This window comes from Plantibacter sp. AC185, from assembly GCF_979258065.1.
Genome location: NZ_OZ409831.1, coordinates 3936162 through 3958071, shown reverse-complemented (window position 1 = coordinate 3958071; position 21910 = coordinate 3936162). Strand labels below are relative to the sequence as shown.

Sequence of the window (21910 nt, the reverse complement as noted above, 5' to 3'; positions counted from 1 at the left end):
GGAGCGTGATCGCCCGCGAAGAACCCTGTGCCTGGAAACGTGCCATGTCGAGAGCGTACTACGACGACGAGGATGCCGACGAATCCGCGCCCGGAGCAGCCCGCTCCGCGATGAGCGCGGCCTGGACCCGCGACCGTGCGTCGAGCTTCACGAGGATCCGGGACACGTGCGTGCGGGCCGTCGCCTCGGACAGCCCGAGCGCGGTCGCGATCCCGGCGTTGCTCAGCCCCTCGCGCAGCTGCTCGAGGACCTCACGCTCCCGCGGTGTCAGCGTGGCCAGACCGGGGTGCGCCGGCGCCGGCGCCGGCACGACCGGAGGTCGGGCTGCGGCGAGACGTTCGAGGACTCGGCGGGTCACCTCAGGGGCGAGCACCGCCTCGCCCGCGTGCACTCGTCGGATCGCATCGACGAGGCCGGCAGCGGAGACCGTCTTCACCAGGAAGGCGTTCGCCCCGGCCGCCAGCGCCTCGTCGACGTACCGGTCGAGCGCGAAGGTGGTGAGCATGATGATGCTCGGCGGTGGGGTGGCCGCAGCGAGGATGGCCGGGATCGCGTCGATCCCTGAGGCACGCGGCATCTGGACGTCGAGCAACACGACGTCCGGTCGGTGTCGCACGGCTTGCGCGACGACGGCCTCCCCGTCCGCCGCCTCGGCGATGACCAGGATGTCGTCCGGCTCGTCGAGCAGCGCTCCCAGACCCGCTCTGACGGCCGCATGGTCGTCCGCGATGAGGACCGTGATGGTCATGACGCCCCTCCTACAAGGGCGACCGCGGCGGTGGAGGTCGGCACCCGGGTCGGCACCGTGAGCGCCGTCCGCCAGTCGGGACCGTCCGGCCCCGCGACGAGGTCGCCTCCGACCAGACGTGCCCGCTCGGCCAGGCCGACGAGGCCGACCCCACCGGACCCGGCGAGCACGGAAGACGAGGTCGCCGTCGGCAGCGGGTTGCTGAGCGTGACGGACAGGGCACCGGGCGGGAGCGAGACCTCGACCCGCACGGAGGCACCCGGTGCGTGCTTCGCGGTGTTCGTCAGGCCTTCGACGAGCGTGCGGAGCCCGACGATCGAGGTCTGCGCGGGGACCTCGGCGAGCGCCGCGTCGTCCGGTGCCCGTACCTCCACCTCCAGTCCGTTGGCACGGGCGACCTCGACCGCGCGGCGGACCGACTCGGCCGTGAGCCGGTCTGGCGCCTGGGCCAGCTCGTCGGCCGACTGGTCACCGCGGAGCACGTCGATCATCGTGCGCATGTCGGCGAGCGCGTCGAGACTGCTGGTCCGGACGAGTGCGAGGCTGCGCCGCAGCGCAACCGGGTCGGTGCCGTCACGTCGTTCCAGGGCCGCCGCCGACTGCATCGCGATCGCCGAGAGGTGACCAGCGATGACGTCGTGCAGCTCCCGGCTGAGCTCGAGCCGTTCACGGGTCACGGCGTCCTGCCGGAGCGCAGCCGCTGCCTGCGCGATCGTGTCCGCGCGCTCGCGCTGGCGTTCGGCCTCGAGGCGGGGGTACCGGACCATCCTGCCGTACCAGATCGAACTCGCCAGGATGACCGGGACGATGATGAGCGAGCCGAGGACCACTCCCCGACCGAGCCGGGTGACGGCCTCGACGTCGTCGGTGAACCAGATCACCGCGAAGACACCGACCGACACGACGGCGAGCGCGGTGCAGGCGAACGCGGCGACGTCCATGACCCGGGACCGCGAGTAGAGCGCCGCCGCGTAGGCGAGGTCGGACACGACGATGAGCATCCCGAGGCCGCTGCCTCCGGTGGTGAGCGCCTCGGCGAGGGCGATCAGGACGCCGACGGCCAGCGTGGTCAACGGGCGTCGGCGGCGGAGCAGGTGCACCGTCAGGATGGCGACGAGGAACGCGAGCGTGAGGAGGAGCGGCGGTTCCGACACGGTCGTCCCCCAGGGGACATGGATCCCGAGGAGGGCGAACAGGAGTCCCATGGCCGCGCACACCGTGGTGATGACCGACTCACGGTGTCGATCCACCCATGCGCGCGGTCCTTCGAGAGCAGCCATACCTCCATCACACCAGCTCGAGCCGCGCGGCGCGAGCGTCGGAGGGACGAGCCGGCGTACGCAGTTCCGCTGACCCCGTCGCCGGAGGATCAGCAGCACGGTCGATGTGGCACGGCATCACCCCGCGACACCATCGGAACATGGACAGCTTCACTGAACTCTTCGGCACGAGCCCACTCATCTGGGCCATCCTCGGCGCGGAGGCCGCGTTCTGGATCCTCCTCTTCGGCGGGCTCGCGGTCCGCTACCTCCTCCGGCGGCGCCGGCTCAGCGCGATCATGTTGATCGGTGTACCGGTCGTGGACCTCGTCCTCCTGGTCCTGACCGCGACCGACCTCGCGTCCGGCGAGGAGCCGAACGTCACGCACCTCCTCGCGACCATCTACCTGGGCTTCACGGTGGCGTTCGGCCACGCGCTCATCACGAAGGCGGACGTCTGGTTCGCACACCGGTTCGCGGGCGGTCCAGCACCGCGGCCGAAGCCGAAGTCCGGGCCCGCGTACGTCCGGGCCGCCTGGTCGGAGTGGCGTCGGGTGGTCCTCGCCGTCGCGATCGCGGTCGCCGGGCTCCTCGCGATGCAGGCCATGGTCGGCTGGACCGTCCCCGCCTCCTTCGCCCTCGCGAACGAGGACGTCATCTGGGGCATGATCATCAAGCTCGTCGCGGTCACCGCCATCTGGTTCGCCGCAGGCCCGGTGTACGCCGTCCTCTTCCGGAGCTCCGCGCCCGCGTCTGACACCACGGAGCGGGTTTCGGATTCCGTTCCAACATCTCAGGGGCGTCCCTAACGGCGCTCTATCTCATATCTGAGATAGAGTGACGACATGGAAGACACGGCAACGTTTGAACGAACGGACCCTGCGGCACCGCTCCGGCAGGTCGGAGCACTCATCCGCGGCGCCCGTCAGGGACGCAAACTCACCCAGGCCCAGCTGGCGGAACGCGTCGGTACGAGCCAGAGCGCGATCAACCGGATCGAGCAGGGCAGTCAGAACATCAGCATCGACCTCCTGAGCCGGATCAGCACCGCGCTCGAGAGTGAGATCGTCAGTTTCGGCGAACAGAAGAAGAACTCGCACCTCCGCGTCCAGGGTGGCCGACAGCTGCACGGGACCATCGCGGTGCGTTCGAGCAAGAACGCCTCGGTCGCGCTCCTGTGCGCCGCGCTCATGAACCGCGGCCGCACCACGCTGCACGGCATCGCCCGGATCGTCGAGGTCGACCGCATCATCGACGTCCTGCGCAGCCTGGGCGTCTCCGTGGTCTGGTCGCCCGACGGCCAGGACGTCGAGATCCACGTCCCGGACGACCTCTCACTCGAGAGCATCGACGAGGACGCCGGTCGCCGGACCCGCAGTGTGCTCATGTTCCTCGGTCCGCTGCTCGGCCGCTACGACACCTTCGCCCTCCCCTACGCCGGTGGTTGCGACCTCGGGACCCGCACCGTCGAACCGCACCTCATCGCGCTCCGGCCGTTCGGCCTGTCCATCGAGGCGACCGCCGGCTGGTACCAGGCCACCGTCGCCCCCGACGTGCCCGAGGAACTGAGCGTCGTGCTCACCGAGCGCGGCGACACCGTGACCGAGAACGCCATCATGGCCGCCGCGGTCCGCGACGGTGTGACGACCATCCGCAACGCCAGCCCGAACTACATGGTGCAGGATTTGTGCTTCTACCTGGAGCTCCTCGGCATCACCATCGAGGGCATCGGGAGCACGACGCTCCGGATCACCGGCCGCAGCGTCATCAACGAGGACGTGGACTACTGGCCGAGTGAGGACCCGGTGGAGGCGATGAGTCTGCTCACCGCCGGGATCGTCACCGACTCGGAGATCACCGTCACGCGCGTGCCGATCGAGTTCATGGAGATCGAGCTCGCGACGCTCGGCGAGATGGGACTGCGCTACACCCGCTCCCCCGAGTACGCAGCCGCGAACGGTCGGACCCGTCTCGTCGACGTCACCGTGCATCCCTCGAAGCTGCACGCCCCGATCGACAAGATCCACCCCATGCCGTTCCCGGGGCTCAACATCGACAACCTCCCGTTCTTCGCGGTCATCGCGGCCTGCGCCGAGGGCGACACGCTCATCCACGACTGGGTGTACGAGGGCAGGGCGATCCACCTCACCGACCTGACCCGACTCGGCGCGAACGTCCGCCTGCGCGACCCGCACCGCATCGACGTCTCCGGGCCGACGCACTGGTCCGGCGCCGAGGTGAGCTGCCCTCCCGCGCTGCGACCGGCAGTCGTCATCCTGCTCGCCATGCTCGCCGCGAAAGGTACGAGCGTGCTCCGGAACGTCGACATCATCGCTCGCGGGTACGAGCAGCTGCAGGAGCGGCTCATCACCCTGGGTGCGTCGATCGAGACCTTCCGCGACTGAGTCCGTCCCGTCCGACGGACGCGGCCCCGCAGATCGTCGATCCGCGGGGCCGCTGTCGTCCGGTACGACCGGCTCAGTCCCGGATGCTCGCGCCGAAACGCTCGGCCGCCACTGCCGCGCCGGCGAGCTTCGCGTCGCTCGCCTCCGCCGCGGTGAGCGTGCGGTCCGGCGCGCGGAACCGCAGCGCGAAGGTCAGGCTCTTGCCGCCCTCGGGGACGCCCGAGCCGCGGTAGTCGTCGACGAGGCGGATGTGCTCGAGCAGTGAACCGGCTCCGACCCGGACGGCGTCGAGGACCTCGCCGGCGGAGACCGTCGCGGGGACGAGCAGCGAGAGGTCCTGCGTCGCAGCGGGCAGGGTGCCGATGCCGACGGCCTCGGGCAGTGCGTCGCCGAGCGCGATGATGCGATCCAGGTCGAGTTCCGCGACCGCTACGACGCGCGGCAAGTTCGCCTCCTCGGCGACGGCCGGGTGGACCTCCCCCGCGTATCCCACCAGGACGTCGCCCACGTGCAAGGCCGCGGTCCGTCCGGGGTGCAGTGCCTGGTGGCTGCCCTGCGAGACGGTGATGTCGACACCGGTCGCCACTGCGACGGCCTGGACGGCCTCGAGCGCGTCCGCGATACCGGCCGCGACCGCGGGCTGGCCCGGCTGCTTCGCGACGGCGTTGCCGACCGCGAGGAATCCGAGATGACGCGGTTGGGCCGGGACGCCCGCCTCGAGCTCCTCGAGCTGGGCCTCGCTCGGACGGACCGCCGCCTGCGGGAGTTCGGCCTGGCCGAACGCGCCGTGACGGGACGGACGGAACACCGCGCCGACCTCGAAGATCGAGAGGTCGGTCAGACCGCGCGAGACGTTCCGGTGGGCCACCGCGAGGAGACCGGGCAGGATCGACGCGCGGAGGAAGGGGGCCTTCGCGTCGAGCGGGTTCGCGAGCTTCACGGCCGGGAACTCACCTGGTTGCGGTGCGCCGAACCGGGCGTTCTCCCCGGCGGAGACGAACGGGTAGGCCAACACCTCGGTGGCGCCGCCGTAGGCGAGCGCGTCGGCGACCCCACGGCGCAGCCGCTGCGAACGCGAGAGCCCGCGTCCCGGAGGCGCGACGGGGAGCACAGACGGGATGCGGTCGTATCCGAGGATCCGCGCCACCTCCTCGGCGAGGTCCTCCTTGCCGGTGATGTCGTGGCGCCAGCTCGGCGGCGTCACGAGCAGGCCGCCATCGGTAGCCTCGACGGCCGCGCCGATCTCGGCGAGCGCGGATCGTGTCTCGTCCGCTCCGAACGTGACGCCGATGAGGCCGTTGATGTAGTCGTCGGGGAGCAGGATCGGCTCGCGATCCGGCGCCGTGGTGACGGTGGAGCCGAGGTCGTCCGTCCGGCCGCCGGCCAGGTCGACGAGCAACTGCGCGACGCGACCGGCGGCCGCGACGGCGATCTGTGGATCGACACCGCGCTCGAACCGCTTGGACGCCTCGCTCGGCAGCTTGTGGCGACGCGCGCTCCGCGCGATGGACACCTGGTCGAAGTTCGCGGCCTCGATGATGACGTTGCGCGTGGCATCGGTGATCTCGGTGTCGAGGCCACCCATCACGCCCGCGAGCCCGATCGGGCCCGAGTCGTCGGTGATCAGCAGGTCCTCGTCGTGGAGCTTCCGCTCCTGGCCGTCGAGCGTGACGAAGGTCTCGCCGGACCGCGCGCGCCGGACGACGATGCCGCCAGTGAGCTTGTCGAGGTCGTACCCGTGGATCGGCTGCCCGAGCTCGAGCATGACGTAGTTCGTGATGTCGACGACGAGCGACAGCGAGCGGATGCCGGCGAGCTTCAACCGGGCAACCATCCACGGCGGGGTCGGCTTCGTCGGGTCGACGTCGCGCACGACGCGGGTGACGAACACGCTCGACCCGACGCGACCGCGGATCGGCCCCGCATCCTCGATCGTGACGGGGAAGCCGTCGAGTGGCCCGGTGAACGCCTCGGGGACGCTCGCCGCCGGGTCGCGGAAGGCCGCACCGGTCGCGTGCGAGTACTCGCGTGCGACCCCTCGGATCGAGAACGCGTAGCCGCGATCGGGCGTCACGTTGAGCTCGACCGCGGCGTCGTCGAGACCGAGCAGGCTGATCGCGTCGGTGCCGACGGGTGCCTCGACCCCGATCGTCGAGAGACGCAGGATCCCGTCGTGGTCCTCACCGAGGCCGAGCTCGCGAGCCGAGGCGATCATGCCGTCCGACACGTGGCCGTAGGTCTTTCGAGCGGCGATCGGGAACGGACCGGGCAGCACGGCGCCGGGCAGGGTGACGACCACCTGGTCGCCGACGAAGAAGTTGCCGGCACCGCAGACGATGCCCCGTACGGCCCCGTCGGCGTCACCCTCGGCGACGCGGACCTGGCACCAGCGGATGGTCTTGCCGTTGGACTGCGGCTCCTCGACGAACTCGAGGACCTCGCCGACCACGATGGGACCGGTCAGCTCGAAGCGGTGGACGTCCTCCTCCTCGAGCCCGACGCGCACGAGCGCGGCGTGGACGTCTTCAGGGGTGGTCCCCGGGGCGAGTTCGACGAACTCCCCGAGCCAGCTCAATGGAACACGCACGACTACACCACCATCCCGAACTGCTGGGAGAAGCGGACGTCGCCCTCCACCATCTCTCGCATGTCCTGCACGCCGTCGCGCAGCATCAGGCCGCGCTCGACGCCCATCCCGAAGGCGAAGCCCGAGTAGACCTCGGGGTCGATACCGGCGGACCGGAGCACGTTCGGGTTGATCATGCCGCACCCACCCCACTCGATCCAACGCGGTCCGTCCTTGAAGGTCGGGTGCCAGAAGTCGAGCTCGGCGCTCGGCTCGGTGAAGGGGAAGTAGCTGGGACGCAGGCGGACCTTCGCGTCGTCGCCGAAGACGCTCTTCACGAAGTGGTCGAGCGTTCCGCGGAGGTGCGCCATCGTCAGGCCCTTGTCGACGGCGAGACCCTCGAACTGCATGAAGACGGGCGTGTGCGTCGCGTCGAGCTCGTCGGTGCGGTAGACCCGCCCGGGGGCGAGCACGTACACGGGGAGTTCGCGCTCGAGCAGCGAGCGCACCTGGACCGGCGAGGTGTGCGTCCGCAGGACGAGGTGCGACTCCAGCGGCTCCACGAAGAAGGTGTCCTGCATCGCGCGGGCCGGGTGGTCGGCGTCGAAGTTCAGGGCGTCGAAGTTGAACCACTCGCTCTCGACCTCTGGCCCCTCGGCGATCTCCCACCCCATGCCGACGAAGATGTCGGACACGCGGTCCTGGAGCAGCGTGAGGGGGTGCCGGGCACCGGGCAGGCGTCGCAGCGGCACGGCGGTGACGTCGATCGCCTCGGCGGCGAGGCGTGCCTCCGTCTCGGCGGCGACGATCTCGCCCTCGCGCTCGCTCAACGCCTTCGAGACGCGCCCGCGGGCCTGACCGACCAGCTTGCCGAGCGCGGCCTTCTGGTCGTTCGGCACGCTGCGGAGCGATCCGTTGAGGGCGGCGAGCGGTGACGCTTCGCCGGCGTGGGCTGATCGGACCGCTTTCAGGGCGGCCGAGTCGGTGGCTGCGGCGATCGCTTCGAGAGCGGCGTCGACCGCGGCGTTCACCGCTGGTTCGGAGATTGGGGATGCGTCGGACACGAGAGCCAAGTCTACCCAGGCGGTCGGCCCACATGGGCGACCGTCCTCGCCCCGACGGCGGCCCGATCGCCCGGGCTCCGTCGGGACGACGTCAGATGCTCGCGCCGGACGACTGGTTCCCCGCCTGGATGCCGAGGATCTTGGTCGTCGTGTCCTCGGTCACGGCCTGTTCCTTCGGCGTCCGCGGCGACCGTCGGGTACGCACCTCGACGATCTTCGCGACGCCCGAGAGGATCAGGCAGAGCACGATGTAGATCGAGCCCATCACGATGATCGAGGGGATGATCGGGCTGCCGTAGAGCGCCTGCGACCCGAACTGCTTCGCGAGGTAGAGGAGCTCCTGATAGGTGATCAGGAAGCCGAGTGCCGTGTCCTTGAGGGCGACGACGAGCTGGGCGATGATCACCGGCAGCATCGCGCGGATCGCCTGCGGGAACAGGATGAGGCGCAGGACGGCGGACTTCCGCAGGCCGATGGCGTAGGCGGCCTCGCCCTGCCCCTTCGGCAGCGACTCGATACCCGCTCGGAAGATCTCGGAGAACACCGCGCCGTTGTACAGCGTCAGCGCGATGGCGACGGCGACGAACGGCGTCACGAAGGTGAAGCCGAGGGGCGGCAGCCCGTAGTACATGAGCATCATCAGGATGAGGACCGGGACCGCCCGGAAGAACTCGATGAAGATCGTGAACGGGACGCTGATGATCTTGTGGTCGGACAGTCGGCCGATCGCCAGCAACAGTCCGAGGACGACGCTGCAGACCGCGGCGACCGCGAACGCGGACAGGGTGGCACCCGTCGCCTGGAGGATCTGCTCCCAGACGCGCGGGAAGGTGAAGAGCTTCCACTTCGAGGCGGTGAACTGTCCGGTCTCGATGAAGCGGAAGACGACGAACGCGAGGATGCCGGCGACGACGAGCACCGTCGCCGCACCGATCCAGCGATAGCGGACGATGGCCTTCGGGCCGGGGGTGTCGAACAGGACGGAGCTCATCGCGCGATCCTCCACTTCTTCTCGAAGGCCCGTTGGGCGAGGGACAGGAGCGACACGAGCGCCACGAAGATGAGGGCCACCCACAGCAGTCCGATGAGGAGCGGCTCACCGCGCTCGGACAGGTTCGCGCGGATCGCGCCCGCTTCGGCGACGGAGAAGCCGGCGGCGACCGTCGTGTTCTTGAGCAGGGCGATGAGCACGCTGAACAGCGGTGGCAGGACGGCACGGAACGCCTGCGGCAGGATGACGAGCGTCATGGTCTGTCCGAACGGCAGCCCGATCGCGCGTGCGGCCTCGGCCTGACCGATCGGCACCGTGTTGACGCCGGACCGCAGGACCTCTGCGACGTAGGTCGCGGTGTAGAGGCTCAGCCCGATGATCGCGAGCGTCGTGTAACTCACTTCGGGGAGCCCGAGCTTCGGGTAGCCGAAGGCGAAGAAGAAGAGGATGAGGGTCAGCGGGGTGTTGCGCACCGTGTTGACGTACACGGTGCCGAAGAGGCGCATCGCCGGGACCGGCGAGACCCGCATGGCACCGACGATGGTGCCGAGGATGAGCGCGAAGAACCCCGACACCACGAAGAGCAGCAGGGTGTTGCGGAAGCCCGTGACGAAGAGGTCGAGGTTGTCGAGCAGGACGTTCATGTCGCGCACGCCTTTCGGGAGGGGGACGCCCGTGGCGGGCGCCTGGGCGGAGTCGACGGGACAGCTCCCCCGGACGGCCGCTGGTCGGCGGCCGCCCGGGGCGCTGCTTAGTAGTCGTCGACCGCCGGCTGGGTCACCTTGGTGCCGGAGGCGCCGAGGGTGGCGTCGTAGATCTTGGTCCAGGTGTCGCCGCCATCGGTGAACATCGTGTTGATGAAGTGGCGGAGGGCGTCGTCACCCTTCGGCAGACCGATGCCGTAGAGCTCGGTGCTGAACGGCTCGCCCACGACCTTGAGGTCGTCGGGGAACTGCGCCGCGTACCCGATCAGGATCGCCTGGTCGGTCGTGACCGCGTCGACCTTGCCGTCGTTCAGGGCCTCGACACACTGCGAGTAGGTGTCGAACTCCTCCGTCTTGGTGTCGGGGAAGTTGTCCTTGATGTTCTGGATGGGCGTGGAGCCCGTCGCCGAACACACGGTCTTGCCGGCGAGGTCGTCCTCGCCCTTGATGTCGTCGTTGTCCGCGGCGACGAGCAGGCCCTGGCCGGTCTCGAAGTACGGTCCGGCGAAGTCGATCTGCTCCTTGCGCTTGTCGGTGATCGAGTAGGTGCCGACGTAGTAGTCGATGTCACCGTTCACGATGGCCGACTCGCGGTTGGCGCTCGGGATCGCCTTGAACTCGATCTTGTCGGCATCGAAGCCGAGCGACGCGGCGATCCAGGTGGCCATCTCGACGTCGAAGCCGGAACGCTCGCCGGTGGCGGCGTCGAGGTAGCCGAGACCGGGCTGGTCCTCCTTGACGCCGATGCGGACCTTGTCGGCCTTCACCATCGCGTCGTACGTGGGGCTGCCCTCGAGCTGGACGTCGGTGGCGACCTCGAAGAGTGCGCCGCCGTCGGACGCGCCGTCGGTCGATCCGGTGCCGGCGTCGCCGCCGCTGCACCCGCTGAGCGCGAGCGCTGCTGCAGCGACTCCCGCGGTGATGAACATGAGCCTCTTGCGCATGTTTTCCTTCCTTCCTTGGTGCCCGGGACGGGCCGATCGGTTGGTCAGTTCCGGGTCGCCGCGCGGGTCGCGCGATCCGGAGTCGGATGGGTCAGTGGGTGAGGAGCTTCGACAGGAAGTCCTTCGCCCGCTCGGACTGCGGGTTCGTGAAGAACGACTCGGGGTCGGTGTCCTCGAGGATCTCGCCGTCGGCCATGAACACGACGCGGTCGGCGGCCTTCCTGGCGAAGCCCATCTCGTGGGTGACGACGATCATGGTCATGCCCTCACTGGCGAGCTGCACCATGACGTCGAGGACCTCGTTGATCATCTCGGGGTCGAGGGCCGAGGTCGGCTCGTCGAACAGCATGACCTTCGGCTTCATCGCGAGGGCGCGGGCGATCGCCACGCGCTGCTGCTGCCCGCCGGACAACTGTGCCGGCAGCTTGTCCGCCTGCACGCCGATGCCGACGCGCTCGAGCAGCACCTTCGCCGCATCGTCGGCGTCGCGCTTCTTCTGCTTGCGCACCTTGATCGGGCCGAGGGTGACGTTCTCGCGGATCGTCTTGTGCGCGAACAGGTTGAACGACTGGAACACCATGCCGACGTCGGCGCGCAGCTCGGCGAGCTGCTTGCCCTCCTCCGGCAGCTTCTTGCCGTCGATCCGGATCTCCCCCGAGCTGATCGTCTCGAGCCGGTTGATCGTCCGGCAGAGGGTGGACTTGCCGGACCCGGACGGTCCGATCACGACGACGACCTCACCCTTGTTGACGGTGAGGTTGATGTCCTTCAGGGCGTGGAACTCGCCGTAGTGCTTCTCGACGTTCTCCATGACGACGAGGGGCTCGCCGCGCCCTGCCTGGATCGGGTTGCTCGTGGTCTCGTATGCGCCGGCGGCACCATGCGAGGCTGCTGCATCGGGTTCCGTCGGGCCGGAGTTCGGGGACACTGTTGGCTCCATGTAACCCAAACTAGGTGACCGTGTGTTTCGTGCGCATGACGGAAGCGCTACGGTTACCGTTTCGTAACCTCGACGGTCGACGCCTCAGGCGCTCAGGCGTGCTGCGCGAACGCGCTCTCGAAGACGCACACCGACGCCGCAGTGGCCAGGTTCATGCTCTCGGCACGGCCGTAGATCGGTACCGTAACCGCACGGTCGACGAGCTCGAGGTGCTCATCGGTGAGTCCCCTGGCCTCGTTGCCGAACACCCATGCCGTCGGCCGCGCGAGCACGCCTTCCGACCGGGCCACGAGGAGGTCCTCGCCCTTGATGTCGGCAGCGAGCGTCTGCAGTCCCGCTGCGCGGGCCCGTTCCAGCACGGCGGGCAGCTCGACACCGACCGCGACGGGCAGGTGGAAGAGCGAGCCGGTCGTGGAGCGCACGACCTTCGGGTTGTAGAGGTCGACGGTCCGTCCGCTCAGGACGACGGCGTCCGCGCCGGCGGCGTCCGCGGCTCGGATGATCGTCCCGAGGTTGCCCGGGTCGCGGACCTCCTCCAGGATGACGACGAGCTGCGGCTCTCCGGCGAAGATGTCCTTGATCGAGGTCGGGAACTGCTGCGCGACCGCGATGAACCCCTGCGGGGTGACGGTGTCGGCCATCGACTCGAGGACCTGCTCGGTGACGAACTCGATCTCGAGTCCCGCATCGGTGGCCGCGGCCCCGATGTCGGTGTAGCGCTCGAGGGCCGTCGGCGTCGCGTACAGCTCGAGGATCAGGTCGGGCCGGAACTGCAGGGCCTCCGAGACCGCCTGTGGTCCTTCGAGGAGGAACAGGCCGGTCTCCTGTCTCGCCGGACGCTTGGCGAGTTTGGCGACGGAACGGACGCGCGGTGACCGCGGATTGTCAAGCACGCACCCATCCTATGGGTCGCACTCCGGACAGACGAAACGGCCCGATCCCTGGTGGGATCGGGCCGTTCGAACACATCGTCCGGGCGGACGCAGGGCTTCCGACTACGCGGAGACCTTGGGCGCCGAGGTGTCGGCGGGCAGCGCGGCCTTGGCCGACGCGACGAGGGCCGCGAAGGTGGCGGGCTCGTGCACCGCGAGGTCCGCGAGGATACGGCGGTCGACCTCGATCCCGGCGAGGCCGAGACCCTGGATGAAGCGGTTGTACGTCATGCCGTTGGCACGCGAAGCCGCGTTGATGCGCTGGATCCAGAGGCGACGGAAGTCACCCTTGCGCGCACGACGGTCGCGGTACGAGTAGACGAGGGAGTGAGTGACCTGCTCCTTGGCCTTGCGGTACAGACGCGAACGCTGACCGCGGTAACCGGCGGCGCGCTCGAGGATGACGCGACGCTTCTTGTGAGCGTTGACCGCCCTTTTGACTCTTGCCATGTTCCTAGTTCCTTACGGGTAAACGGTCTAGCGACCGAGCAGCTTCTTCATGACCTTGGCGTCGGCGGGCGCCAGCACCTGGTCCTGGTTCAGGCGACGGGTGCGACGGCTGGACTTGCTCTCCAGGTTGTGTCGCATACCGGCCTGCTGCTTCATCAGCTTGCCGCTGCCGGTGACCTTGAATCGCTTCTTGGCCCCGGAGTGGGTCTTCTGCTTCGGCATGGGATTCCTCGTTTCTTATCGGTTCTCGTCGGTGGATGACTCCACCGGAGCAGCCTCGTCGGCTTCGTCGGCGTCAGCCGGACGTGCCTTGGATGCCGCACGTTGTGCGTTGGCTTCGGCTTTCGCCTCGGACTTGTTCTTGAGTGGACCGACGACCATCACCATGTTGCGACCGTCGACCATGGGGGTGGACTCGACGGTGCCCCACTCGGACACGTCCTCGGCGAACTTCTGGAGCAGGCGGACGCCCTGCTCTGGGCGGGACTGCTCGCGGCCGCGGAACTGGATCATGGCTTTCACCTTGTCACCGGCCTTGAGGAAGCCCTCGGCGCGCTTGCGCTTGGTCTCGTAGTCGTGCTGATCGATCTTGAGGCGGAACCGGACCTCTTTGAGGATCGTGTTCGCCTGGTTGCGCCGGGCCTCTTTGGCCTTCTGCGCAGCCTCGTACTTGAACTTGCCGTAGTCCATGATCTTCGCGACGGGCGGCTTGGAGTTGGGTGCGACCTCGACGAGGTCGAGATCCGCTTCCTGCGCGAGGCGAAGGGCGACCTCGATTTTGACGACGCCGACCTGTTCTCCGCCGGGACCGACGAGTCGGACCTCCGGGACGCGGATACGGTCATTGGTACGGGGATCGCTGATGCGGAGCTCCTCTGACTGGGTGGGATGCCACGCGACCAGGTCCGATACCTGCGACGCGACGAAATCGGTTCACCACACACCCGTACCCTCCGCCGGTGTTCAAAACACCTGTCGGAAGGCACCACGCCCGACGACCCGAAGCGGTGAAGCGACAGGCGGAGCGTGACAACCCGGTAACCTTGTGAAGCGGTCAAGCGCGGGTGGGAGAATCTCCTCTTTCGTACCGAGACATGTCTCGGAGCACCGCACGAGTCTAACAGAGGATCCACGTGAACAACACCACCAGCCCGTACGACCACGACGACGAGTCGGGAGGGGCCGATCAGGCCACCCGGGACATCGCCGACGTCCCCGCCGTCGAGGTCATCACCACCGCCGCCGTGCACCTCATGAGCGCTGCAGCGGTCAAGTGCGGCCTCGCGGATGCCCCCGACGCCCAGACGGACCTCGACGAAGCCCGCAAGCTCATCAACGCCCTCGCCGGGCTCATCACCGCAGGTGCCCCGGAGATCAGCGACATGCACGCCCGCTCGCTGCGCGACGGCCTGCGGTCCCTGCAGCTCGCCTTCCGGGAGGCGTCCACCATCCAGGATCCCATCGGCAAGGGTCCCGGCGAGAAGTGGACCGGCCCGGTCACCTGATCGCAGGGCGGTGCTCCGCCTCGCCGATCAGTCGGCGGGGCGGAGCGACACCGCGAGCGAGTCGACGCGCGTCGCGATGACCTCGTCCGCGGCCCAGCGCTGAGCGAGCCGCGCGAGCACCGCGTCGAGCTCCTGCTGGGTCAGTCCCTGCAGCAGGCCGAGCTCGACCACGAGCTCGGATCCGGCGAGCTTCGCCTCCGGATCTCCGGCTCGCAGACGCACACTCACGACCGCGAGCTCCTGCTCGATCGATCGCTCGAACGCGCCGCGCACCAGCGGGTCCGCGAAGCTGGGCGTCCACGGCTGCGACTGCGCGATCGCCCACAGCGCGGGGCGGCGTACGGCGAACTCGGTGCTCGACGTCGGATCGAGGACCACCACGTCCGTCTGCTCACTCGCGGCCGCCAGGGCGACCCGGACGCCGTCGGCCGGGATCGGCCTCGCCGTCCGGTTCCAGGCGGACATCGCCTGCACCGAGCTGAACACCGGGAGCACGGTGCGGCCGTCCGGACCCGTCACGGTCACGATGGACAGCTCCTGCGACTTGTCGACCAGTTGGCCGTGCTCGTTCTCGCCGGCCTCACCGAGGTGGGCCACGAGCGGGATGAGCAGGCGGGAGTCCCGGAACGCGTCGACGACCTCGGCCTCGCCGACCTCGCCGGCCCGGAAGCGTCGGAGGGACTCGATCAGCCGCTCGGGCGCACTGCCGTCGTCACCGGAACTCGCGTTCGGCTGGAAGCTCCGACCGGCCCAGGGCTGGCCGGCCGAATCGGCACCACCCATCGCACGGTGGGCATGCCCGCCCGACGGACCCTGCCGGTCGGGCTCGGAGGATTCGTCAGCGGCCCGAGACATCCAGCGCCTCGGCCAGGGTGAATGCGCCGTTGTAGAGCGCCTTCCCGATGATGGCCCCTTCGAGCCCGAGGGGGACCAGCTCGCGCAGCGCGACCAGATCGTCGAGGCTCGAGATGCCGCCGGAGGCCACCACCGGCCGCTCCGTGCGCTCGAGCACCTGTCGGAGCAGTTCGATGTTCGGCCCCTGCATCGTGCCGTCCTTCGTGACGTCCGTCACGACGTAGCGTGCGCAGCCCGCCTCCTCGAGACGGTCGAGGACGGTCCACAGGTCGCCGGCGTCCTGCGTCCACCCGCGAGCGGCGAGCGTCGTGCCACGGACGTCGAGGCCGACCGCGATCGCCTCGCCGTACTGGGCGATGACACTCGCGGCCCACTCGGGGTTCTCGAGCGCCGCGGTCCCGAGGTTGACGCGTGCGACGCCCGTCTCGAGCGCCTGCTCGAGGGAGGCGTCGTCGCGGATGCCGCCCGACAGCTCGATGTTGACGCCGCGCGCCTTCGAGATGACCTTGCGGATGATCGACCGGTTGTCGCCACGGCCGAACGCGGCGTCGAGGTCGACGAGGTGGATCCACTCCGCCCCCTGACGGGCCCAGTCCAGGGCCGCGTCCACGGGCTCACCGTAGTTCGTCTCCGAACCGGCCTCGCCGCGCGTCAACCGGACGGCCTTCCCGTCCACGATGTCGATCGCGGGGAGCAGCGTCAGTCCGGCCGTCGTGTTGAACTCGTTCATGATCCACCGTCTCTTCGGGAGCTGCGAGCCCCTCGGTTCCCGGCGCACAGCATGCCTCGTGGCACAAGCACCTGATCCTAGTCGGCTACAGGGTGCCGAGCCAGTTGGACAGCAGGCGGATACCGGCGTCGCCCGACTTCTCCGGGTGGAACTGCGTCGCCGACAACGGACCGTTCTCGACGGCCGCGAGGAACGGCACGCCGTGGGTCGCCCAAGTGAGGCGCGGCTCTGGGAACGGCGGCATGACCTCGAGGGTCCACTGCTGTGCGGCATAGGAGTGGACGAAGTAGAAGCGCTCGTCGGCGAGGCCGTCGAAGAGCACGGACCCCGCGTCCGGCGACACCGTGTTCCAGCCCATGTGCGGCAGGACGGGAGCCTCGAGTTCCGTGACCGCGCCTGGCCACTCCCCCAGGCCGTCGGCCTCGGAACCGCGCTCCAAGCCGCGCTCGAACATGACCTGCATCCCCACGCAGATGCCGAGGACCGGACGGCCTCCCGCGAGACGGCGGTCGATGACCTCGTCGCCGTGCGAGGAACGGAGGGCGCGGATCACCGCGTCGAAGGCACCGACCCCTGGCACCACGAGACCGTCGGCGGCCTGGGCGGCCTTGCGGTCACCCGTCAGTACGACGTCGGCGCCGGCGAGCTCGAGGGCCTTGACGGCGGAGTGCACGTTGCCGGAGCCGTAGTCGAGGACGACCACCGACGGGCGTGCACTCACAGCGCGCCCTTCGTCGACGGGATGCCCTGGACCAGGGGGTCGAACGCCTTCGCCTGCCGGAAGGCCCGCGCGAACGCCTTGAACTCCGCTTCGGCGATGTGGTGCGGATCGCGACCGCCGAGGACGTTCACGTGCACGGTGAGGCCCGCGTTGAAGGTGATCGCCTCGAAGACGTGACGCACCATCGAACCCGTGAAGTGCCCGCCGATGAGGTGGAACTCGAATCCGGCCGGTTCCCCGCCGTGCACGAGGTACGGACGACCGGAGATGTCGACCACGGCCTGCACGAGGGCCTCGTCGAGCGGGACCAGCGCGTCCCCGTACCGCGAGATGCCGGCCTTGTCGCCGAGCGCCTGACGGATCGCCTGGCCCAGGACGATACCGACGTCCTCGACCGTGTGGTGGACGTCGATGTCGACATCGCCCGTCGCACGGACGGTCAGATCGGTCAGCGAGTGCTTCGCGAAGGCCGTGAGCAGGTGGTTGTAGAACGGGACGGAGGTCTCGATGCTGCTCGTGCCGGTGCCGTCGAGGTTCAACTCCAGCTCGATGCTGGACTCGCTCGTCGCGCGCTGGATCCGGGCCGTGCGCTGCTGGGTGGTCATGGGATCCAGTGTATCGAGCGCACCGCCGCTGCACGCCGTGTGTCGACGGGTGGGCATCGTCGCGTCATGCGGCTGCACCAGGCCGTGCCGACGCCTATCGTTGAGAGGTCATGACTTCCACACCCAGCATCGCCCCGGCCGTCCCACTCGACGCGACGGAGATCGCCGCTCTCCGTGAACGGTTCCCGATCCTCGCCCGGGAGATGAACGGACACCCGCTCGTCTATCTGGACTCCGGAGCCACTTCGCAACGCCCGATCGAGGTCATCGACGCGGAGCGTGACTACGCGACGCACCAGAACGCCGCCGTCCACCGTGGCGCCCACCTCCTGGCCGCCGAGGCGACGGAGCTCTTCGAGGACGCTCGCGCCACGGTCGCCGCGTTCATCGGTGCCGACGAGCGGGAACTCGTCTGGACCTCCGGCGCGACCGCAGCCCTCAACCTCATCGCCGGGGCCATCGGGAATGCGAGCGCCGGCCTCGGTGGTGCTGCCGCCGAGCGGTTCCGACTCGGTCCAGGCGACGAGATCGTCGTCACGGAACTCGAACACCACGCGAACCTCATCCCCTGGCAGCAACTCGCCGCACGTACCGGTGCGACACTCCGTCACCTCCCGGTCGACGACCACGGCGTGCTGCGCTTGGACGCCGTGGACGACATCATCGGCGAACGCACGCGCATCATCGCCTTCGCGCACGTGTCCAACGTCACCGGGGCGATCGCGCCGGTCTCCGAGCTCGTCGCCCTCGCCGAACGCGTCGGCGCGCTGACCGTGCTCGATGCCTGCCAGTCCGTGCCGCACCTGCCCGTCGACGTCGCGTCCCTCGGCGTCGACTTCCTCGTGTTCTCCGGCCACAAGATGCTCGGTCCGAACGGCATCGGGGCCCTGTGGGGTCGCCGCCGGCTGCTCGACGCCCTTCCCCCCTTCCTCACCGGCGGGTCGATGATCACGACCGTCACACTCGACGGCGCCGACTTCCTGCCCGCTCCGCAACGGTTCGAGGCCGGGACCCAGCCGGTGTCGCAGGCGATCGCCCTCGCGAGCGCCGTCCGGTTCCTGCAAGCGGTCGGCATGGACCGTGTCCACGCCACCGAGGCGGCCTACGGACAGCGTCTCGCGGCCGGACTCGCTGCCATCCCCGGCGTCACGCTCATCGGGCCGCCACCCGGGACGCCTCGCGCCGGGCTGGCGAGCTTCGACCTCGCCGGTGTGCACGCCCACGACGTGGGTCAGTTCTTCGACGACCGGGGCATCGCGGTCCGCGTCGGTCACCATTGCGCGCAACCACTCCACCGCCGGTTGGGACTCACCGCGTCCACCCGCGCCAGCAGCTACCTCTACACGACGGAGGCCGAGATCGACGCCTTCCTCCACGCGGCCACCCTGGTCGGTCCGTTCTTCGGGGTGTCCCGATGAGCGGCCTGGAGAGCCTCTACCAAGAGCTCATACTCGACCACGCCCGCCAGCGCCACGGCTTCGGGTTGCGGGACGCGCCCGCCGCCGAGTCGCACCAGCTCAACCCCACCTGCGGCGACGAGGTCACCCTGCAGCTCCATCCCGGGCCCGACGGTCGTCTCGCACCGATCGCCTGGGAGGGGCACGGCTGCTCGATCTCGCAGGCGTCGAGCTCCTGCCTGAGCGACCTCGCAGCAGGCCTCACACCGGCCGAGCTCCAGGCCCTGGTCGACGAGTTCCGGACCGTCATCCGCTCGCGGGGCACGCTCGAGTTCGACGAGGAACGGTTCGGAGACGCCGCGGCGTTCAGTGGCGTCTCGCGCTACATCGCCCGCGTGAAGTGCGCCATGCTCCCGTGGGTCGCCGCCGAGGAGGCCATCTCCCGCCTGCCGTGAGCAGGCGCCCCACCCCCGCCCGGCTGAGGGCTGGTCAGGCGGGGCTGATCGCCGCGACGGCCTCGAGGAACGCGGTCGTCTCCGCTTCGGTGCCCGCGGTCACGCGCAGGTGGTTCGGGATACCCACGTCACGGATGAGGATCCCCCGCGCCAAGAGCGACTCGAACGCCGCGTGCGGATTGGCGACGCCGCCGAACAGGACGAAGTTGGATCCGCTCCGCTTCGGGTCGTAGCCGAGACGCCCGAGCTCGACGACGAGGCGATCGCGCTGCGTCCGGATGTCGTCGACCATCGCCAGCATCTCGTCGGCGTGCCGGAGCGCGGCGGTCGCGGCCGCCTGCGTCAGGGCGCTCAGGTGGTACGGGAGCCGGACGAGTCTCAACGCGTCGACGACCGCGGGGTCGGCCGCAAGATACCCGAGACGGACCCCGGCGAAGGCGAAGGCCTTGCTCATCGTCCTGGAGACGATCAGGCGAGGACGCCCCTCCAACAGCGTGAGCGCGCTCGCCTCGTCGTCAGGAGCGAACTCCGCATACGCTTCGTCGACGATCACCATGCCCCGCGAGGCGTCGTACACCGCGGTGACGGTCTCGAGCGACAACGGTGTTCCGGTGGGGTTGTTGGGCGAGCAGAGGAACACGAGGTCGGGATCCGCCTCGGCCACCTGACGCGCGGCGGTCTCGGGCGAGAGCTCGAACTCGGCGTCACGCGCCGCAGAGATCCACCTGGTGCCGACACCGGCGGCCAGGAGCGGATACATCGAGTACGTCGGCGTGAACCCGAGGAGCGATCGCCCGGGACCACCGAAGGCCTGCAGGATGTGCTGGAGCACCTCGTTCGACCCGTTCCCCGCCCAGATCTGCTCCGGGGACACCCCGTGACCCAAGTATCCCGCCAGGGCCTCGCGGAGTTCCGTGAACTCGCGATCGGGGTATCGGTTCACCGTGAGGACCGCCGACGCGAGCGAGGCGACGATGTCGTGCGCGACCGCTTCAGGGATCGGGTGCGTGTTCTCGTTGACGTTGAGCGCCACCGGCACCAGGGCCTGGGGAGCGCCGTACGGGCGCTGTCCTCGGAGGTCGTCGCGGATGGGGAGGTCGTCGAGAGCGGTCACTCCACAATGCTAGCCACTCCGACCGGCGCGCTCACTCCGCCTGACGCTCCCGACGAAGGACCTCGTGCCGGGGGCTCGCCGGGTTCAACAGCGAGTGGCGTCGCCCGTAGGCGAAGTACACGATGAGACCGATCACGAGCCAGACCCCGAACCGCAGCCAGGTCTCCCAGTGCAACTGCAGGATCAGGAAGCCGGACGCCAGGACGCCGAACGCCGGGACGAACGGCATCAACGGCAACCGGAAGGAGCGGGGCTCGTCCGGCTTCGTGTACCGGAACACGATCACCGACACGCAGACCACGATGAAGGCGGCCAGGATGCCGATGTTCGTGAGGTCGGCGACCTGCTTGATCGGGAACACCCCGGCGAAGACGGCTGCCGCGCCGCCGGCGATCCAGGTCACCCGCTGCGGCACGCCTCGCCGGTCCGTGCGCGAGAACCACCGCGGAAGGAGACCGTCACGACTCATCGAGAACCAGACACGGGTGACGCCCAACAGGAACGTCAGCATCACGGTGAGGATCGACAGGACGGCGAACACGGAGATGATCGTCGCCACCACGGGCAGGCCGACACTCTGGAACGCCGATGCGAACCCGGCGGTGGGGTCGATGTCGGTGTAGTTCTGCATACCGGTCAGGACGAGGGTGGCCGCGACGTACAGGAGCATGGCGACGATGAGGGAGAGGATGATCGCCTTCGGCATGTGCTTCTTGCCGTCCTTCGCCTCCTCGGCCGCCGTGCTCATCGCGTCGTATCCGAAGACCGCGAAGAAGACCGTCGCGGCACCGGCGAACACCGGCCCGAAACCGCTGGGGAGGAACGGATCGTAGTTCTCCCCGTTGATGTAGAAGACCCCGAGGCCGATGATGAACAGGATGAGCAGGACCTTGATGCCGACCGCGATGAGCTCGAATCGACCGAAGGCCTTCGTCCCGCGACTCAAGATGAAGGTCACGAGGAGACAGACGAAGATGGCGGGGAGATTGACGAGGCCGCCCTTCCCCTCGTCGGCGGTCGAGGTCATCCAGGCCGGCATGTGGATCCCGATGCCGGACAGGAAGGCGTCGAAGTAGCCGGAGATCCCGATCGCGACCACCGCGACGATCGCGATGTACTCGAGCAACAGGTCCCAGCCGATGAACCAGCCGATGATCTCGCCGAGCGCCACATACCCGTAGGTGTAGGCGGACCCGGCTCTCGGGATCATGCCGGCGAACTCCGCGTACGACAACGCCGCGGCCGCGGAGGCGAGACCCGCGATCAGGAACGAGAAGAGGACGGCCGGCCCGACAGCGGGCGAGGCCTCGCTCCCATGAGCGACGAGTCCGGCGAGGGAGAAGATCCCCACCCCGATGATGCCACCGACCCCGATGGCCGTGAGTTGCCAGAGCCCGAGGCTCTTGAACAGCTTCGAACCGGAGGTCTCATCCTCGATCTCCGCGATCGGCTTCTTCCGGAGCAGCGAGCGGCTCCGATCGTCTGTACTCATGCTTGCCTCCGACGATGCTGCGGGCGTCGTTGC

23 protein-coding genes are annotated in these 21910 nt (G+C 69.0%); 5 read left to right on the top strand and 18 right to left on the bottom strand.

The annotated features are described in order from the left end of the window. Positions 1-58: 58 nt before the first annotated feature. The gene (locus ACZZZB_RS18435; RefSeq protein WP_463530431.1) at positions 59-748 is read right to left on the bottom strand and encodes a response regulator; all 690 of its coding nucleotides are present in this window, start codon (positions 746-748) and stop codon (positions 59-61) included. Continuing rightward, a complete protein-coding gene (locus ACZZZB_RS18430) occupies positions 745-2028 on the bottom strand; it encodes a sensor histidine kinase (protein ID WP_463530430.1) in 1284 nt (427 codons plus the stop codon). Before ACZZZB_RS18430 ends, ACZZZB_RS18435 begins: the two co-directional genes overlap by 4 nt. Before the next feature lie 140 nt (positions 2029-2168). On the opposite strand from ACZZZB_RS18430, the gene ACZZZB_RS18425 reads away from it, so the two are divergent. Both ACZZZB_RS18425 and ACZZZB_RS18420 read left to right on the top strand, forming a co-directional pair. Continuing rightward, positions 2169-2816, top strand: coding sequence for a hypothetical protein (locus ACZZZB_RS18425; protein ID WP_229939652.1), 648 nt, complete (start codon positions 2169-2171; stop codon positions 2814-2816). Between the two features lie 36 nt (positions 2817-2852). Beyond that, positions 2853-4412, top strand: coding sequence for a helix-turn-helix domain-containing protein (locus ACZZZB_RS18420; RefSeq protein ID WP_124769494.1), 1560 nt, complete (start codon positions 2853-2855; stop codon positions 4410-4412). Between the two features lie 73 nt (positions 4413-4485). Here the strand turns inward: ACZZZB_RS18420 and pheT are convergent, their stop codons facing one another. From pheT to infC, 10 genes are all read right to left on the bottom strand, one after another. Continuing rightward, the gene (gene pheT, locus ACZZZB_RS18415; RefSeq protein WP_137243213.1) at positions 4486-6999 is read right to left on the bottom strand and encodes a phenylalanine--tRNA ligase subunit beta; all 2514 of its coding nucleotides are present in this window, start codon (positions 6997-6999) and stop codon (positions 4486-4488) included. 2 nt (positions 7000-7001) lie between these two features. Further along, the gene (pheS, locus tag ACZZZB_RS18410; RefSeq protein WP_137243214.1) at positions 7002-8042 is read right to left on the bottom strand and encodes a phenylalanine--tRNA ligase subunit alpha; all 1041 of its coding nucleotides are present in this window, start codon (positions 8040-8042) and stop codon (positions 7002-7004) included. Positions 8043-8133: 91 nt separating this feature from the next. Next, entirely contained in the window at positions 8134-9033 is a 900-nt protein-coding gene (locus tag ACZZZB_RS18405; protein ID WP_137243215.1) for an amino acid ABC transporter permease, read from the bottom strand. After that, positions 9030-9677: an amino acid ABC transporter permease gene (locus ACZZZB_RS18400; protein ID WP_079707378.1), complete on the bottom strand. Its 648-nt coding sequence runs from the start codon at positions 9675-9677 to the stop codon at positions 9030-9032. Before ACZZZB_RS18400 ends, ACZZZB_RS18405 begins: the two co-directional genes overlap by 4 nt. A gap of 107 nt (positions 9678-9784) precedes the next feature. Beyond that, positions 9785-10681, bottom strand: a complete 897-nt coding sequence (locus tag ACZZZB_RS18395) for a glutamate ABC transporter substrate-binding protein (RefSeq protein WP_137243216.1) — start codon at positions 10679-10681, stop codon at positions 9785-9787. 91 nt (positions 10682-10772) lie between these two features. Next, positions 10773-11492, bottom strand: a complete 720-nt coding sequence (locus tag ACZZZB_RS18390) for an amino acid ABC transporter ATP-binding protein (RefSeq protein WP_079707380.1) — start codon at positions 11490-11492, stop codon at positions 10773-10775. A 221-nt stretch (positions 11493-11713) separates the two neighbouring features. Further along, a complete protein-coding gene (locus ACZZZB_RS18385; RefSeq protein WP_085512981.1) occupies positions 11714-12514 on the bottom strand; it encodes a TrmH family RNA methyltransferase in 801 nt (266 codons plus the stop codon). A 102-nt stretch (positions 12515-12616) separates the two neighbouring features. Beyond that, the gene (rplT, locus tag ACZZZB_RS18380; protein WP_064294422.1) at positions 12617-13003 is read right to left on the bottom strand and encodes a 50S ribosomal protein L20; all 387 of its coding nucleotides are present in this window, start codon (positions 13001-13003) and stop codon (positions 12617-12619) included. Positions 13004-13030: 27 nt separating this feature from the next. Beyond that, on the bottom strand, positions 13031-13225 hold the full coding sequence (rpmI, locus tag ACZZZB_RS18375) for a 50S ribosomal protein L35 (RefSeq protein ID WP_056012069.1): 195 nt from the start codon (positions 13223-13225) through the stop codon (positions 13031-13033). Positions 13226-13240: 15 nt separating this feature from the next. Continuing rightward, a complete protein-coding gene (gene infC / locus ACZZZB_RS18370) occupies positions 13241-13867 on the bottom strand; it encodes a translation initiation factor IF-3 (RefSeq protein ID WP_137243217.1) in 627 nt (208 codons plus the stop codon). Between the two features lie 269 nt (positions 13868-14136). Between infC and ACZZZB_RS18365 the strand changes: the two genes are divergently transcribed. After that, positions 14137-14508, top strand: a complete 372-nt coding sequence (locus ACZZZB_RS18365) for a DUF1844 domain-containing protein (RefSeq protein ID WP_056012072.1) — start codon at positions 14137-14139, stop codon at positions 14506-14508. 27 nt (positions 14509-14535) lie between these two features. Here the strand turns inward: ACZZZB_RS18365 and ACZZZB_RS18360 are convergent, their stop codons facing one another. The 4 genes from ACZZZB_RS18360 to hisB form a co-directional block, all read right to left on the bottom strand. Next, positions 14536-15363, bottom strand: coding sequence for an SseB family protein (locus tag ACZZZB_RS18360; RefSeq protein WP_370582709.1), 828 nt, complete (start codon positions 15361-15363; stop codon positions 14536-14538). Further along, positions 15347-16093, bottom strand: a complete 747-nt coding sequence (priA, locus tag ACZZZB_RS18355; protein WP_079707068.1) for a bifunctional 1-(5-phosphoribosyl)-5-((5-phosphoribosylamino)methylideneamino)imidazole-4-carboxamide isomerase/phosphoribosylanthranilate isomerase PriA — start codon at positions 16091-16093, stop codon at positions 15347-15349. Before priA ends, ACZZZB_RS18360 begins: the two co-directional genes overlap by 17 nt. 85 nt (positions 16094-16178) lie before the next feature. After that, positions 16179-16814 carry an imidazole glycerol phosphate synthase subunit HisH gene (gene hisH, locus ACZZZB_RS18350; protein WP_463530429.1) on the bottom strand — a complete coding sequence of 212 codons (636 nt, stop codon included), beginning with the start codon at positions 16812-16814 and terminating at the stop codon, positions 16179-16181. Then, complete coding sequence (gene hisB, locus ACZZZB_RS18345) at positions 16811-17419, bottom strand: imidazoleglycerol-phosphate dehydratase HisB (RefSeq protein ID WP_079707070.1); 609 nt, start codon at positions 17417-17419, stop codon at positions 16811-16813. The genes hisH and hisB overlap by 4 nt, the downstream gene beginning before the upstream one ends. A gap of 110 nt (positions 17420-17529) precedes the next feature. Between hisB and ACZZZB_RS18340 the strand changes: the two genes are divergently transcribed. Both ACZZZB_RS18340 and sufU read left to right on the top strand, forming a co-directional pair. Then, positions 17530-18837, top strand: coding sequence for a SufS family cysteine desulfurase (locus ACZZZB_RS18340; RefSeq protein WP_124769501.1), 1308 nt, complete (start codon positions 17530-17532; stop codon positions 18835-18837). Then, a complete protein-coding gene (gene sufU, locus ACZZZB_RS18335; protein ID WP_191941341.1) occupies positions 18834-19271 on the top strand; it encodes a Fe-S cluster assembly sulfur transfer protein SufU in 438 nt (145 codons plus the stop codon). Before ACZZZB_RS18340 ends, sufU begins: the two co-directional genes overlap by 4 nt. Before the next feature lie 34 nt (positions 19272-19305). Here sufU and ACZZZB_RS18330 read toward each other — a convergent pair whose 3' ends face one another. Then, entirely contained in the window at positions 19306-20385 is a 1080-nt protein-coding gene (locus tag ACZZZB_RS18330; RefSeq protein WP_463530428.1) for a histidinol-phosphate transaminase, read from the bottom strand. A gap of 31 nt (positions 20386-20416) precedes the next feature. Continuing rightward, a complete protein-coding gene (locus ACZZZB_RS18325) occupies positions 20417-21877 on the bottom strand; it encodes an amino acid permease (RefSeq protein WP_137243223.1) in 1461 nt (486 codons plus the stop codon). Between the last annotated feature and the right edge of the window lie 33 nt (positions 21878-21910).